We start from the raw sequence: 14,953 nt of genomic DNA on the forward strand, positions 1-14,953 counted from the left end.
AAATCGGTAAACTGTTATTTTATCATATTTAACATCAAAATTCGGCTTTAGTCTTTCGCATAGATTTCCCCCGCCTTTACGGGTAGTCACTACGGTCAAAATGACGATTTCCGTTTTAAGCTTTAGTCTCCAGGCTTCCGACTTTGGTCTTTTTATCTCCTTAGAGCATCTAAGCTTTCCGCTTTAGTCTTTAACCTTTAGTCTTTTTCTAATTTTTCTCAAACTTCTTATCCAGCTCTGCCAAAGTTATGGTTTGGATAATCGGTTTGCCACTAACGCTAAAGTTAGGGGTTTTGCAGGCAAAAAGCTCATCAATAAGTGTATTCATTTCTTCTTGTGCAAGACTTGTACCCGCTTTAATGGCGCTGTTTTTAGCTAAGCTCCTGGCTAAACTATCGCGCTTATTTAATTTTAATTCCTGTTGCGAATTTTTAAAGCCTTCAATCAACTGTTCAAATAATTGTGTCTCGTTAATGTTGGTACTGCCCAAATCAACTGGTACACCTTCAACTACAAGGGTATTTTTACCAAACTCGCGTACATCGAAACCCAGGCTTTTGATATCGTCTAGCAAACTTTTGGCCAGTTCGAAATCGTTTGCGTTCAGCGTAATGGTTTGCGGAAACAAACTTTGCTGCGATGCTCCTTTGCGGTCATCGAGATGTACGAGAAAACGCTCGTAAAGGATTCGTTCGTGCGCCATTTGCTGATCGATAACCATTAAACCAGATTTAATCTGCGAAACAATATAACGGTTGTGCAACTGCATATATTGCTTTTGCTTGGTCTCTAAAACAGCATCGTCAGCCTCATAAAAGCTGGTTTGCTCAACTACAGGTTGCTCAGTTATATCGTAAAGCGTACCCCAGTTTTTGGCGCTGGGTTTGGCATCATAATTTCTTGGCGATGAAGCATAACCGGAAGTAGAACTTTTATCGCTGGCAAAAGGATTAAAATCAGGATTAAAATTAATGCTTGGTGGTACAATGTCTTCAACCGCTTTGTGCGTAATCATATTGCTAAAGCCCGTTTCCTGATCAAAATCAAGGGTAGGGGCAATGTTATACCGGCCTATCGAACGCTTAACGGCCGATTTTAAAATGGCATAGATCGATTTCTCGTCCAGATATTTAATTTCGGTTTTGGTAGGGTGAACGTTCACATCAATTTTTGCCGGATCGATCTCAATAAACAATACGTATAACGGATAACTGTCTTCGGGCAAAAGATCTTCGAAAGCTGAGCTTACCGCATGGTTTAAATAGGGGTCTTTTATAAAACGGTTGTTTACAAAAAAGAACTGTTCGCCCCTTGTTTTTTTTGCAAAAGCAGGCTTACCAATATATCCTTTCAGATTAATAATGGTAGTTTCTTCCTCTACAGGTACCAGTCGTTCGTTATAGTTGTTGCCGAAAAGGTGTACAATGCGCTGTTTTAAATTGCCTTTTGGCAGGTTAAAAATTTCTACACCATCGTGATGCAGACTGAAAAACACCTCGGGGTGTGCCAAGGCTACCCGTTGAAATTCATCAAGGATATGACGCATTTCTACCGGATTGCTCTTCAGAAAATTTCTGCGGGCCGGGGTATTGAAAAACAGGTTCTTAATCGAAATCTGCGTTCCGGCTGCAGTGGCTACGGGTTCTTGCCCGGTTACCTGCGCACCCTCAATAGAAATGCAGGTGCCAATTTCATCTTCGTACCGGCGGGTTTTCATTTCTACCTGCGCAATGGCGGCGATCGAAGCCATGGCCTCACCACGGAAACCCATGGTACGGATGGCGAATAAATCTTCGGCCTTTTTTACCTTGGAGGTAGCATGGCGCTCGAAACACCTGCGTGCATCGGTAACACTCATTCCACAGCCATTATCAATAATCTGAATCAGGGCTTTGCCTGCATCTTTTACTACCAGTTGAATTTTGTCTGCACCGGCATCTATCGAATTTTCGAGCAATTCTTTTACTGCAGAAGCAGGTCGTTGAACAACTTCTCCGGCAGCAATCTGATTGGCAACAGCATCAGGCAATAAGTGAATAATATCAGTCATGTATTAGGGCAAAGTGAATTCGCTAAATTATGCAAAATAAGCTTAAAGAACCGGAATTGTTTAAAACTCAACATGTAAATGACTGTGGGTAAATAGGATTAATTGGTTTGATGGTTCATTTGTTTACTGATCATTAGTTCACTTGGTTAACTGGTTAACTGTTTGAATCGGTTAATCGTAAACTGGTTAATTGATTAACTGTTTAAACAGGTTAAATGGAAACTGTCCACTGTAAACTGATTTCGCCTCTGTAAAACCGAATTTACAAAGCCAAATGCTTTCAATTTTCTATCTTTATCAACATGAAATCTAGTTTGTACAGCCTTTTGCTGGCTTTGTTGTTTACCTCTTGTACCAAAAAGGAAGAAGTAGATGTGATGGTGTACAACACGAAAGTGTACACCGTTAATGCCGGGTTTGATACAGTTGAGGCTTTTGCCGTGAAAAATGGTAAAATTTTAAGCCTGGGCAATACAGCCGAAATCAGAGGTAAGTATAGTGCCAAAGAAGAAATTAATGCCAAAGGCAAAACGGTTTATCCTGGTTTTATCGATGCCCATGCACATTTTTTTGGTTATGGACAAAGCCTCCAGACTGCCGATTTACGCGAAACGAAATCGTGGGATGAAGTGCTGGACCGTTTAACCGTTTTTGCCAAAACCCATCCCGATGGCTGGTTAATTGGCAATGGCTGGGATCAGAACGATTGGGAAAACAAAGCTTTTCCAACTAACGAAAAGTTAACGCAACTGTTCCCAAATCGTCAGGTGTTTTTAAACCGGATTGATGGTCATGCTGCTATTGCCAACCAAAAGGCACTTGATGATGCAGGAATCAAAAGTCCTAAAAAACTAACCGGTGGCGATATGCTGACCGAAAATGGTAGGTTAACGGGTGTGTTGATCGATAATGCGGTAGCACTTGTAGAAAGTAAAATTCCTTCACCGGATGCTAAACAGGCAGAAAAGATTTTTACCGATGCCCAGCGGAACTGCTTTGCTGCTGGTTTAACTACGATTGATGATTGTGGACTAAGTTATCTGGCGGTTGAGTTTATCGAAAAACTGCAAAAAGAGCAGAAGCTCAAAATGAGGTTGTATGTGATGCTTTCTGATGCACCCGAAAATTATAAATACCTTTTTGCCCGTGGCCCCATTAAAACCGATCGGCTAAATGTACGGGCATTTAAGGTATATGCTGATGGGGCCTTAGGTTCGAGAGGTGCTTGTTTATTGCATCCCTATAGTGATATGCCCAATAAAACTGGTTTTCTGCTCAGCAATAGGCAGCATTTTGAAGAAGTTGCAGCTAAAATTGCAGCCAATAATTTTCAGATGTGTACCCATGCCATCGGCGATTCGGCCAACCGGGTAATACTTGATATTTACAACAAAATTTTAAAAGGCAAAAACGATAAACGCTGGCGCATTGAGCATGCCCAGGTGGTAAATGCCAACGATTTTAACTTGTTTGGTAAAGCGAGTATTGTTCCGTCAGTTCAGCCTACACATGCTACTTCCGATATGTATTGGGCTGGACAGCGTTTAGGTGCCGAAAGGTTAAAGGGTGCCTACGCTTACAAACAATTGTTGAAACAGAATGGTTGGATTCCATTGGGAACAGATTTTCCGGTCGAAAACATTAATCCATTATTAACGTTTTATGCTGCAACGGTTCGGGCAGATGCAAAAGGTTTCCCGAAGGGTGGTTTTCAGGTCGAAAATGCCTTAACACCCGAAGAAGCTTTACGCGGAATGACCATTTGGGCAGCTAAAGCTAATTTTGAAGAGCAGGAAAAAGGAAGTCTGGAAAAAGGTAAATTAGCCGACTTTGTAATCCTCGATCACGATATTTTAAAAACAACACCACAAAATATATTAAAAACCAAAGTTTTAAAAACCTACCTGAACGGAGAAAAAGTATATGAAGCGAAATAAATTGTATGTTCTGGCTGCGGCAAGTTTCTTTAATGTTTTATGTTTAGCTGCCTGCGCACAAGACCATGCAGTAAACGAGAAAAAACTTGCTATTGCCAACAGTATTACCAGTACAACTGTATTATTAAACAATCAGGGTTCGGTTGTACCTTTAAAATCGCTCGATAAAAAGAATATTGCATCTGTTAGCCTCGGGTTCACTTACAGCACTGCTTTCGATAGTTTGGCCAATAAATACACTAAGATTACTTCCTTTTCGGCCGATGAGTATAAAGACAGCATAAACCTCAATAATCTGGAGGATGATCTGAAATACTTCAATACCATTTTAATTGCCATTGATGATCAGCATGTAACCCAGGCCAAATACATCAATTTTATTAACAGCATTAGCAAAAACAAACAGGTTATCATTTCCTTTTTCGGTAACGGGCCCGCTTTAAAATCTTTCGATCTGCTGCAATCGCCCATAGTCTGGACGGTACAAAACAATGCCGATGCAGCCAATCTGGTACCTCAGTATATTTTTGGAGGTATTGCTGCTACCAATAAATTAACTATGGCTTACTCTGCCCGTTATACCATGGGATCGGGCTTTACCACCAACGCTATCCGTTTAAAATATACAGTGCCCGAAGATGCAGGCTTAAACTCTAATAATTTAAAGGAAATTGATGCCATCGCAACCGAAGCCATTGCCCAAAAAGCAACACCAGGTTTGGTGGTTTTGGTGGCTAAAGATGGAAAGGTGATTTTTAATAAAGCATACGGCACGCATACTTACGATACCAATGTGCCAGATAAGGTAACCGATATTTTCGACCTGGCTTCGGTAACCAAAGTTACTGCCACAACGCCTGCCGTAATGCGTTTGTTTGAAGAAGGGAAATTAAAATTGGATACCAATATTGGTGCATATATCCCTAAAGCACGTACCACCCCGATGAACAACATCCAGGTGCGCGAAGTAATGTTGCACCAAGCAGGTTTTATCCCTTACATTCCGTTTCATGATTATGTGAAAACCGACGATTACAGCAGAGATTCATCTGCAGCTTACCCTACCAAAGTAGCCGATAACTATTACATTAAAAAAGGCTTCTTTAAAGATTTTATGTGGCCTAAAATGCTCAATTCACCCATTAAAACCCGAGGTAAATATGTATACAGCGACATTAGCATGTATGTAATGAAAGATATTGTGGAACACATTAGCGAAGAGCCATTAAATCAATATACATACGAAAATTTTTATAAACCGCTGGGAATGCAGACTGCAGGTTTTTTACCTCGAAACCGTTTTAAACCTGAGCAGATTATTCCAACCGAGGATGATAAATATTTCAGGAAAACCTTGTTGGTAGGCTATGTTCACGATCAGGGAGCAGCTTTGGCTGGTGGTATTTCAGGTCATGCTGGGTTATTTGCCAGCGCAAACGATCTGGCTATTATTTACCAGATGCTGTTAAACCGCGGAACCTATGGTGGAGAAACCTATTTTAAAAACACAACGGTTGATATGTTTACATCAAAACAATCGAATGTGAGCCGTAGAGGTTTAGGTTTCGACCGATGGGACCCTGATACAACTAAACATTATCCATCTGAACTGGCCTCGCCACAAACTTACGGCCATACGGGTTACACCGGCACCTGCGTTTGGGTAGATCCTTCACGCGGCCTGGTTTATGTTTTCTTGTCAAACCGTGTTAATCCAACCGTTACCGATAAATTGTCGAATCTAAAAATCAGAGGTCGGATTGAAGATGTGGTAAACAAAGCTATTGACGAATCTAAAAAATAAATCTAAAACGCATTAATTATGAAAAGTATCAAAGCATTAGCCTTTTTATTGCTCCTTGTGGTTGCATCAATCAAGGTAAACGCACAGCAGATTAAAGATGGCGAAACCGTAAATGTAAATGGGATTGCAGTAACATATACTGTTGTAAATAAGGAAAAGGTAAATGTAAAAGACCAGGATTTCGATCGGTATAAAGTTTTAGCCTCAATAAAAAACAATAGTGGTAAATCTTTTAATATCCGTTTGGCCAGTTCGCTTGATCTTACTGGTATAGCGAATTCAAAAATTATTGAATTGGATTGTATAAATGCTACGGGAGCCAGGTTAACCTCAAAGAAGGTACAGGTAAGCATGAAAAGCCATTTAATTAATGTTACTTATGCTACAAAAGATAAGGACGGAAAAACCATCACTGCGGTACTTCCGGTTACAGCCGGATATTATTTCGATCAGGGCTAGGTGATAGAAAATGATGCTATTTTTATTGTGCCGGCAGGCGAAACGCCGCAGGTTAGTGTAAGGAGTTTGTTGAAGAATTAAAAGTTGGCTAGTAAACGTAGATGTTCTAAGGTGTTTCAGGTGGTCGAAAAGTAGGCTTCAATTTAAGTAATTGCTAGAAAATTAGAGGCATTGAGGTACGATTTACGCTTTGAATCTTAATTAAAATATAAGTTTATTTGGTTAGCGCTAACTTATAGATTGTAGTTTTAAGCTCGTCCATATCGCGGTCTTCACAAAGTAGAAATTCAATCTTATCATTGCTTTGCATTAAAAAGGTAATCCCTTCGAATTTATGGCTTCCGGGTATTTTATGACTAAAGGTTAGGTTTAAAGTATCTAAATGTATACTGCCAATGAAACTGCCTAAAATTTCGCCATCCTGATAGGTTGAGCTGGTATCTTCAGCAGTTGCAATGAAAAATATTTCGTTTTTTACCAGTGCAGCATCCGTAAAAGTGGATTCAATATGATTGATATTAGGAAGCTTAAAATCAACGAATTTAGCTTTACTAGCATCTGGTAGATTAGCTTCTTCAATAATAAATATTCCGTTCTTTTGCTCAGTTCCGTTGCCTCGGTTAAAAAGTAACCAGGTTGTGCCGGTATAAATTGCGCCTTCGAGGTTAAAGTTTTCGTCGTTTATATGGGCAATGGTTTTGAGCTTGTTGTAAGTGTGGGTGAGATCTCTCTGAATAACCTCTTGCGTTTTCAGATGGAATTCGACCATCAGGTTCCTTTTGTTTGTTGAGCCGGAACCTAAAATGTACAATTTATCGCCATGCTGACAAAGAATTTCAAAATCGGGTTTTAACGATTTGGGGATGTTTTCCAAATAATTTAATCCGGGGTCAGATAAAATTTGAATTTTTCGAAGCAGACTGGTTTTAATGTTATATTCATTCAGATAGCCACTATTATCGCCAATAATGTACAGTAAATCTTTGCTAAGGAATAACCCGGAGGCAGAGCCGATACCATTAATTTCGGCAAAAATTGCTAAAGTTGTCGAATGCATCGTTTAAATTAATAAAAAAGCACCGGTTTTAGCCGATGCTTAAATTTTTAGAAAAAGATTGCCACGTCTCGATGAAAAATCGAGCCTCGCAATGACGATCCCTTTATTTTTTCAATCCAATTTCTCTCAAACGTTCATCCAGGTATTCGCCAGCAGTCATATCGCTATAGGCTTTCGGGTGTTCGGTATCGATAGTCGAAGCTAAACTAGTTAAATCCATGTCACTACGTGGGTGCAGGAAGAAAGGGACTGAGAAACGCGAGGTTTTCATCAGCTCGCGTGGCGGATTTACTACTCTGTGCGTTGTCGATTTTAATTTGTTGTTGGTTAAGCGTTGCAACATATCGCCAACGTTTACTACAATATCGGTATGGTGCGCTTTAATCGGTAACCACTCATTGCTGCGGGTTAAAACTTCCAGGCCATCGGCACTGGCGCCAATTAATAAAGTAATTAGGTTAATATCCTCGTGTGCTCCAGCGCGTACAGCATCATCCGGAATAGTTTCAGGATTTTCAATCGGGAAATAGTGAATGCCCCTTAAAATCGAATTGCCATTGTGTACATGTTTGTCAAAATAATTAATCGGCAGTTCTAAATAAGTAGCAATGGCACGTAATAAATGTGTTCCGTTTTCTTCCAGTTTCTTGTAAATTTCGCTGGTAACCGGGTTAAAATCGGGTAATTCGGTTAAAACTTCGTTATCCGGATATTCATTTTTAACCGGATCGCCATCTGTAACCTCCTGACCAATTTGCCAGAATTCTTTCAGATCAGGAGTTTTAGCACCTTTAGCTGTTTCTTTCCCTGCACTGGTATAACCGCGTTGGCCAGCCAGTTCGGGTTTTTCATATTTCCTTTTTGTTTCTACCGGTAAAGCAAAAGCAGCTTTAATGTTTTCGTAAAGTTTATCAATCAACTCCTGGCTCAGGCCATGGTTGGTAATGGTTACAAAGCCCGAATCGTTAAAGGCTCTGCCCAGTTCATCAGAAAACTTTTTGCGTTCTTCTTCGGTGCCGTTAATGTACGAGCCTAAATCTAAACAAGGGATATACGGTGTTGACATAATTTTAAATTTAATGTTGTACGAATTTAGAAAGAATTGTTAATAACTGATTTTTGCATCAATGATATACTATTAATGAATTAATATACAGTTTTTTAAGTTATTAACAAAAACAGAAAAGACAAAGAAATGTTCTATTGTCACACTAAATCCATTATAATTTATTCGCAAACTACGGGCAGTTTTATTTCGTATAATTAGCTTTAAATAGTTTAATGGTGTTGTAAGGATAAGGATTTGTTTACGACTAATTAAATAATACAATGAAACCATTATGATTGGTTCTGGTCGAACAGTCGGTTCTAATTAGGATGGCCTCACAATAGATAAAACAATAAACACAAAATGAAAAAGATAATTTTAATACTATTGGCCGTTTGTGCCATCAACCAGGTGCAGGCGCAAGGAAAGAAAACAGAAAAGGCAACCTTTGGTATGGGTTGTTTCTGGTGTACAGAAGCTATATTTCAACGCTTAAAAGGGGTAGTCTCTGTTAAATCGGGTTATGAAGGTGGTACTTTAAGCAATCCAACTTACGAAGAGGTTTGTACTGGTGCAACAGGTCATGCCGAAGTACTCGAAATTACCTACAATCCAATGGTAATTTCTTACGATGATTTACTGGAAGTATTCTGGAAAAGTCACGACCCTACTACACTAAACCGCCAAGGTGCTGATAGTGGAACTCAATATCGCTCGGTTATTTTTTACCACAGTGCAGAGCAAAAAGCAGCTGCCGAGAAGTATAAAGCCGAACTGAATAAAACCAATGCCTACGGCAAAAAAGTGGTTACAGCCATAGAAGCTGCCAAGCCTTTTTATGTTGCCGAAAACTACCACCAGAATTATTTTAATAAAAACGGAAGCGAACCTTATTGCAGGTTGGTTATCCTCCCGAAAATAGAGAAACTGGAAAAAGTATTTAAGGCAAAACTTAAAAATTAAAGATAGAAATAGAGAGCCCTGTGATAAACATTGCAGGGCTTTTCATTGTTGAAAACAACTGATATCCTAATTATGGTAAAAAGAATAGTAGTTAATATTGATGCCACCGAAATTGCAGTTGCAGCCCGTTTTTATCAGGATATTTTAGGTCTGGATTTACTCATGGATCATGGTTGGATAACAACCTATGGTACGGTTGGGCAAAAAATGGATGTACAAATCAGTTTTGCCAGCGAAGGCGGCTCGGGTACTGCAACACCCGATCTGTCTATAGAGGTAGAAAATGTTGATCAGGTATTGGCGAAAGTGATAGCAGCAGGGTTCCCTGTCGAATATGGTCCTGTTAATGAAACCTGGGGTGTAAGGAGGTTTTACACCCGGGATCCCTTTGGTAAACTGATTAATATTTTAAGCCATATTGATTAGTATCACTTTCAATTTTTCTGCTAATCATAGTTAGTCGATTCTATGAATTTTTTAACGTTGCAAACAGTTCGCTGCCTTAAAATTAAAATTTGATTGCATTAATGCTAAATTGATGCATGTGAAAAACTATCATTTTGATAGAAAACGAAGTAAATAATGGTGATTCGACAGAATTTGTAGGTTGATTTTGAAATTCTTTATCAAAATTTTAAAGAATGAATGTGTTTAAAAGCAATATGATAAATTTCTCAAAGAAAGGAGTGTTGTATTTAGTAAATTAATATTGAAGCTTATTGTTTAGTGAATGTCTTTTTTAATGAATATACAGGTTGGGTGAAATTTTGGATTAAGATTTGATTAGAAGCAATTAAAAATAGGGAAGTATTTCTCGTTTTTACGCAATTTTTTTCAGATTTAATGCCCTAAAATTCGTAGGATGTTTAAAATCGTGTTAAATTTGTAACTCCTTTAGAATAAGATGACAAAAAAGAAAAAGACAGTTGGTAAAACTGACGCTGATGTAATTTTAATAGGGGCAGGCATCATGAGTGCAACCCTGGGTGTTTTATTAAAACAATTAGAGCCTAATTTAAGCATTGAAATTTACGAACGTTTAGATATTGCAGCAGCAGAAAGTTCTGATGCCTGGAATAACGCCGGAACGGGACACTCTGCTTTTTGCGAATTAAACTACACGCCCGAGAAGAAGGACGGTACGGTGGAAACAAAAAAAGCCATTCAGATTGCCGAACATTTCGAAGTTTCTAAACAGTTTTGGTCATACTTAGTAACAAAGGGTTTGGTTTCCGACCCCTGCAATTTTATCCGCAACATTCCACACATGAGCTTTGTTTGGGGTAAAAAGAATGTCGATTACCTGAAAAAACGCTACGATGCATTAACACAATGCGATCTGTTTAGCGATATGCAGTACACCGAAGATACCGAACTGGTAAAAAGCTGGGCACCATTGATTATGGATGGCCGCAAAAAAAATGAAAAAGTTGCTGCAACAAAAATGGATCTGGGTACCGATGTTAACTTTGGTACACTAACCCGTGATATGTTTAACAACCTGAAAGAGCAGAATAATGTTAATCTTCATTTCAACCACGAAATCCGCGATCTGAAAAAGAACAAAGATGGTAACTGGATTGTAAAGGTAAAAGATCTGGATAGCGGCGATAAACGTAAACGCGTAGCTAAATTTGTATTTATCGGTGCTGGTGGTGGCTCTTTGCCATTGTTAGAAAAATCTGATATTCCTGAAGGAAAAGGTTTTGGCGGTTTCCCGGTTAGCGGACAATGGTTAAAATGTACCAACGAAGAAATTATTAAAAAACACCACGCAAAGGTTTACGGTAAAGCTGCGGTTGGTGCGCCGCCTATGTCGGTGCCACACCTCGATACCCGCATGATTAATGGTAAGCAAGCCTTATTATTTGGTCCTTATGCAGGTTTTTCAACTAAATTCCTTAAAAACGGATCGTTTTTAGATTTACCAAAATCGATCAAGTTTAACAATATCCGTCCAATGATTTCGGCTGGATTGCACAATTTAGATTTAACAAAGTATTTAATTGAGCAGGTTAGACAGTCGCCCGAAGATAGACTGGAAGCATTGAAAGAATATTTACCAACTGCTGAATTGAAAGATTGGGAACTGGAATATGCTGGTCAGCGCGTACAGGTAATTAAGAAAGATGAGAAAAAGGGTGGTATTTTAGAGTTTGGTACCGAAGTAGTAAATGCAGCCGATGGTTCTATTGCAGCTTTATTAGGCGCTTCTCCGGGTGCATCAACAGCTGTTTCTATCATGCTCGATTTACTAAACCGTTGCTTTGCAGAAGATTTAGCTACTGATGAGTGGCAGGCTAAAATCAGAGAAATGATCCCAACCTATGGAAAAGCATTGGCACAGGATTCAGATCTTTGCAAAGAAACAAGAAAGAAAACTTCTAAAATATTGAAAATTGAAAATACTGTAGTTGCTTAAGCAATACTACAAAAAATCATATGTTAAAGGTCTGTGTATTCATAGGCCTTTTTTGTTTTCTATCCATGCGGCGATCGTATACTGTCCACAGGGTTCAGCGAAGCGTCTCTACGGATGGATGAGTAAGGTTGGTTTGTGTGGACACCAACCAGTAGAGCAACAATCAATAAAAAAGGGTATCCAATCGCTTGAATACCCTTTCTTTATCAAATTTTTTTATTATTTAGGCAGCAATCACTTCTGCAACTTCTTCTGCCGAGATATCGCTGTGCGAAGCTTCTAATATGCACTCGCCATCTTTAATTAATAAAATCTGTGGCGATTGGTGTGTTACCTGAAACACTTCTGCAACATGGTTTGAAATATCGCGGTAACTAATCAGATCTAAAAAGAAAAGCTTAGTATCCGAAGGAATTACGTCCCAATCAAACTCAAAGTTCTTTTTAGCCATCAGGCTAATCGAGCAACGTGTACTGTGCTTAAAAATGAGGCTGTAGCCACTTGCGTTTTTGATTTCTTCAAGTTGTTCTACTGAAGTTAAGTTAACCCAATTCATGAATATATTTTATTGTTTTTAGAATAACACCTGCAATTAAATAAAGTTCTGCAAATGACCTGAATATGAGAATTAAGAAATAGGAGGTTAGTTTCTTCTGCGTTTTCCTTCCGGATAAGATCCGTATGCAGGACAAAGTTTAGAAGAACAAGATTCTAAAATGGTAATGGTGCAAAACACCGCCAATAATAAAATGGCTACTTTTTTCATCTGTATAAGTTTGTTTCAAAAGTGCTTAAGCGCTCATGAAAATCATGATTGTTTAAGCAGATCGGATTAATATTAAATCTCTAAGTTACAAATACTTTATTAAAACGCAATGTTAAATGTTTGCAGAAAAATCGGCCATTTTAATGGCTGTAATCGCTGCTTCATCGCCTTTATTGCCATGTTTGCCACCAGCACGGTCTTGCGCCTGCTCCAGGTTATTGGTAGTTAAAACACCAAAAATTACAGGTTTACTGTACTTAATGCCAACATTGGTTACTCCTTGTGCTACAGCATCGCAAATGAAATCAAAATGCTTGGTATCGCCCTGAATTACACAACCCAAACAGATTACCGCATCAATATCACTCCTTTTGCTCAATAAAATCTCGGCACCGCCAGTTAATTCAAAGCTGCCGGGTACAGGTAGCGAAACGATGTTTTCTTCCTTTACACCATTGGCCAGCAAAGTTTTTAATGCACCATTGTATAAAGCGCCGGTAATTTCAGCATTCCACTCGGCCACAATAATGCCGAATTTATAGTCTGCCCCGCTAGGCACCGTAGTATGAGAGAAATCGGATAGATTTTTTAGTTGTGTTGACATGGATGCAAAGATAAGGTTATGCTTCGAATGTTAAAAACCTTAATGTTTATTGCTTGTAACATTTAATCAGTTAATACTTAGATTAGTATCAGAATCAGATAAAATTATAATTAATTATGGAATTTGTAATCCTCGTCCATCTATATTAAAACCCAATGTAATTATGAATCTATCTTTACGCTTTTTCGCCTCCCTAATCTGCGCATTTTTGCTTTCGTTAAATGTTTCGGCGCAGAAATATACTTTCGAAGATTTTTACCGGGTAGATTCTATTGCTAACCGCGCCCAACCCAAAGATGCACTGGCCTTAATAGAGAAAATTAGTCTGGAGGCACACCAAACACATAATACACCTTTAATCATTAAATCGGTTATCTACCGCATGATGTTTCAAGGCTATTTGGAAGAAGACGCTTTTAATAAGATCCTGATCGATTTACGGCAAGATATCAGTACTGCGAGACAACCCGAAAAAAGTATTTTACAATCATTACTGGCCGAAATCTATTGGAATTACCTGAGAGAAAATAACTGGCAGATTATGCAACGCACACAGGTGCAGGGCAATATTGGCGATGATATTAAAACCTGGGATATTAAAAAATTAAACAATGAAACGGTAAAATATTACCTGCTCTCCTTAAGCGAAGCTGATGTTTTGCAACAAACCAAAGTAGATGTTTTAGATGCCGTTTTAGCCGGCGATAAAAGCAACCGGAATTTCAGGCCCACTCTTTACGATTTGCTGGCCCACCGCGCCATTGAAGTTTTTAGCAATACCCAGCTTAACCTTACCGGTTACGATGATGAGTTGCTGGATAGAAACAACCCTAACTTACTGGGCAATACACAAGATTTTTTAGCAATGGCATTGCCTACAGATAGTACATTGTTTAAAATACAGGCCTTACAATTGTTTAAAAAACTAATCAGATTTCATCAAAGCAACAACAACCTCACGGCTTTAGCTGATATTGATTTGAAAAGGTTAATCTTTGTAAACCAGTATTTTATGGGCGGCAATCAGGAAGCTTACGCTGAGGCTTTAAACCGTTTGGCTGAGCAAAGTACAGGCAGCGAAGTCTATGCCGATATTTTATATGAGCAGGCTTTAATTCACAAAAATGCACAGTTACCTGTTGATAGCAATAAGGGAAATCTTTTAACAGCTGTGACCTTAGCCGAAAAGGCAATTAATCGTTATCCCAAAAGTATAGGTGCAAAAAATGCCCTTAACTTAATCAACCAGATAAAAAGTAGTCAGCTAACCATTCAAACCAGGGCTTATGTACAGCCTGATAAAGCTGCACAACTACACTTATCATACAAAAATGTTGATACGGTATATTTCAGGCTTTTTAAAACACCAGAGTCTAAAAATGAGTACCAGCAGTTTAATAACAAAAAGGAGTTTTTTGCTTTTTTAAAAGATAATAAGGTAATAAAGGAGTGGCGGGTTGTGGTGCCGAAAGCAAGTGATTACCAAACCCACACTTTAATTGATAAAATAGATGGTTTACACTTTAATGATTATACTTTGATTGCGCAAACCATTAATCGTGAACAAAAGGATACCGTTTACAGCAATGTCAATTTTAAGGTTACCGCCATGGCAGTAATCAACAGGATTAATGTTGATAAACATGAATACTTTGTAAGTCAGCTCATTGATGGCGCCCCTTTAAAAAACGTTAAAATCCAGCAACAAAGGTACGATTACAATATTCGGAAATATGTTAATGGTGTTTTGCTTACTACTAACGATAAAGGTTATGCCAGTACTAATGAAATCAATAATAACATGTCGAGGGCACTGGTTACACTGGGGAAAGATGAACTGAAA

General features: G+C 38.7%; 13 protein-coding genes. 7 read left to right on the forward strand and 6 right to left on the reverse strand.

The features are described from left to right. Positions 1–208: 208 nt before the first annotated feature. Complete coding sequence (gene mutL, locus DBR40_RS20700; RefSeq protein WP_124561657.1) at positions 209–2,050, reverse strand: DNA mismatch repair endonuclease MutL; 1,842 nt, start codon at positions 2,048–2,050, stop codon at positions 209–211. Positions 2,051–2,352: 302 nt separating this feature from the next. Here mutL and DBR40_RS20705 point away from each other — a divergent pair, with 302 nt between their 5' ends. Genes DBR40_RS20705 through DBR40_RS20715 form a run of 3 tightly spaced genes read left to right on the forward strand, consistent with a single transcriptional unit; the run spans position 2,353 to position 6,250 of the window. Further along, the gene (locus tag DBR40_RS20705) at positions 2,353–3,987 is read left to right on the forward strand and encodes an amidohydrolase (protein WP_124561658.1); all 1,635 of its coding nucleotides are present in this window, start codon (positions 2,353–2,355) and stop codon (positions 3,985–3,987) included. Further along, positions 3,974–5,791, forward strand: a complete 1,818-nt coding sequence (locus DBR40_RS20710) for a serine hydrolase domain-containing protein (protein ID WP_124561659.1) — start codon at positions 3,974–3,976, stop codon at positions 5,789–5,791. The genes DBR40_RS20705 and DBR40_RS20710 overlap by 14 nt, the downstream gene beginning before the upstream one ends. Positions 5,792–5,809: 18 nt before the next feature. Then, entirely contained in the window at positions 5,810–6,250 is a 441-nt protein-coding gene (locus tag DBR40_RS20715) for a hypothetical protein (RefSeq protein ID WP_124561660.1), read from the forward strand. Between the two features lie 214 nt (positions 6,251–6,464). Here the strand turns inward: DBR40_RS20715 and DBR40_RS20720 are convergent, their stop codons facing one another. Together DBR40_RS20720 and DBR40_RS20725 are read right to left on the reverse strand one after the other, a co-directional pair. After that, positions 6,465–7,307 carry a DUF6929 family protein gene (locus tag DBR40_RS20720; RefSeq protein ID WP_124561661.1) on the reverse strand — a complete coding sequence of 281 codons (843 nt, stop codon included), beginning with the start codon at positions 7,305–7,307 and terminating at the stop codon, positions 6,465–6,467. 103 nt (positions 7,308–7,410) lie between these two features. Further along, positions 7,411–8,373, reverse strand: coding sequence for an isopenicillin N synthase family dioxygenase (locus tag DBR40_RS20725; protein ID WP_124561662.1), 963 nt, complete (start codon positions 8,371–8,373; stop codon positions 7,411–7,413). A 345-nt stretch (positions 8,374–8,718) separates the two neighbouring features. Here DBR40_RS20725 and msrA point away from each other — a divergent pair, with 345 nt between their 5' ends. From msrA to DBR40_RS20740, 3 genes are all read left to right on the forward strand, one after another. Continuing rightward, positions 8,719–9,318: a peptide-methionine (S)-S-oxide reductase MsrA gene (gene msrA / locus DBR40_RS20730; RefSeq protein WP_124561663.1), complete on the forward strand. Its 600-nt coding sequence runs from the start codon at positions 8,719–8,721 to the stop codon at positions 9,316–9,318. 72 nt (positions 9,319–9,390) lie between these two features. Further along, a complete protein-coding gene (locus DBR40_RS20735; protein ID WP_199748398.1) occupies positions 9,391–9,744 on the forward strand; it encodes a VOC family protein in 354 nt (117 codons plus the stop codon). 478 nt (positions 9,745–10,222) lie between these two features. Further along, the gene (locus tag DBR40_RS20740) at positions 10,223–11,740 is read left to right on the forward strand and encodes a malate:quinone oxidoreductase (protein WP_124561664.1); all 1,518 of its coding nucleotides are present in this window, start codon (positions 10,223–10,225) and stop codon (positions 11,738–11,740) included. Positions 11,741–11,963: 223 nt separating this feature from the next. On the opposite strand, the gene ytxJ is transcribed toward DBR40_RS20740, so the two are convergent. From ytxJ to ribH, 3 genes are all read right to left on the reverse strand, one after another. Beyond that, positions 11,964–12,296 carry a bacillithiol system redox-active protein YtxJ gene (gene ytxJ, locus DBR40_RS20745; protein ID WP_124561665.1) on the reverse strand — a complete coding sequence of 111 codons (333 nt, stop codon included), beginning with the start codon at positions 12,294–12,296 and terminating at the stop codon, positions 11,964–11,966. Positions 12,297–12,383: 87 nt separating this feature from the next. Next, the gene (locus tag DBR40_RS27150; RefSeq protein WP_255420130.1) at positions 12,384–12,506 is read right to left on the reverse strand and encodes a hypothetical protein; all 123 of its coding nucleotides are present in this window, start codon (positions 12,504–12,506) and stop codon (positions 12,384–12,386) included. Positions 12,507–12,618: 112 nt separating this feature from the next. Then, positions 12,619–13,110 (reverse strand): 6,7-dimethyl-8-ribityllumazine synthase, encoded by a 492-nt coding sequence (gene ribH, locus DBR40_RS20750; protein ID WP_090765761.1) that lies wholly within the window; start codon positions 13,108–13,110, stop codon positions 12,619–12,621. Between the two features lie 163 nt (positions 13,111–13,273). Here ribH and DBR40_RS26755 point away from each other — a divergent pair. Continuing rightward, the coding region (locus DBR40_RS26755) for a tetratricopeptide repeat protein (protein WP_158674094.1) at positions 13,274–14,953 on the forward strand (1,680 nt) is incomplete at its 3' end.

Source organism: Pedobacter sp. KBW01 (genome assembly GCF_003852395.1).
In the GTDB taxonomy this organism is placed as follows: domain Bacteria; phylum Bacteroidota; class Bacteroidia; order Sphingobacteriales; family Sphingobacteriaceae; genus Pedobacter.

Excerpts from the sequence above, each read along its gene's own strand:
- DBR40_RS20720 (WP_124561661.1), bottom strand. The coding sequence starts at position 7,307 with ATGCATTCGACAACTTTAGCAATTTTTGCCGAAATTAATGGTATCGGC.
- DBR40_RS20705 (WP_124561658.1), top strand. The coding sequence starts at position 2,353 with ATGAAATCTAGTTTGTACAGCCTTTTGCTGGCTTTGTTGTTTACCTCT.
- msrA (WP_124561663.1), top strand. The coding sequence starts at position 8,719 with ATGAAAAAGATAATTTTAATACTATTGGCCGTTTGTGCCATCAACCAG.
- DBR40_RS20735 (WP_199748398.1), top strand. The coding sequence starts at position 9,391 with ATGGTAAAAAGAATAGTAGTTAATATTGATGCCACCGAAATTGCAGTT.
- ribH (WP_090765761.1), bottom strand. The coding sequence starts at position 13,110 with ATGTCAACACAACTAAAAAATCTATCCGATTTCTCTCATACTACGGTG.
- DBR40_RS20725 (WP_124561662.1), bottom strand. The coding sequence starts at position 8,373 with ATGTCAACACCGTATATCCCTTGTTTAGATTTAGGCTCGTACATTAAC.
- DBR40_RS20740 (WP_124561664.1), top strand. The coding sequence starts at position 10,223 with ATGACAAAAAAGAAAAAGACAGTTGGTAAAACTGACGCTGATGTAATT.
- ytxJ (WP_124561665.1), bottom strand. The coding sequence starts at position 12,296 with ATGAATTGGGTTAACTTAACTTCAGTAGAACAACTTGAAGAAATCAAA.
- DBR40_RS20710 (WP_124561659.1), top strand. The coding sequence starts at position 3,974 with ATGAAGCGAAATAAATTGTATGTTCTGGCTGCGGCAAGTTTCTTTAAT.
- mutL (WP_124561657.1), bottom strand. The coding sequence starts at position 2,050 with ATGACTGATATTATTCACTTATTGCCTGATGCTGTTGCCAATCAGATT.
- DBR40_RS27150 (WP_255420130.1), bottom strand. The coding sequence starts at position 12,506 with ATGAAAAAAGTAGCCATTTTATTATTGGCGGTGTTTTGCACCATTACC.
- DBR40_RS20715 (WP_124561660.1), top strand. The coding sequence starts at position 5,810 with ATGAAAAGTATCAAAGCATTAGCCTTTTTATTGCTCCTTGTGGTTGCA.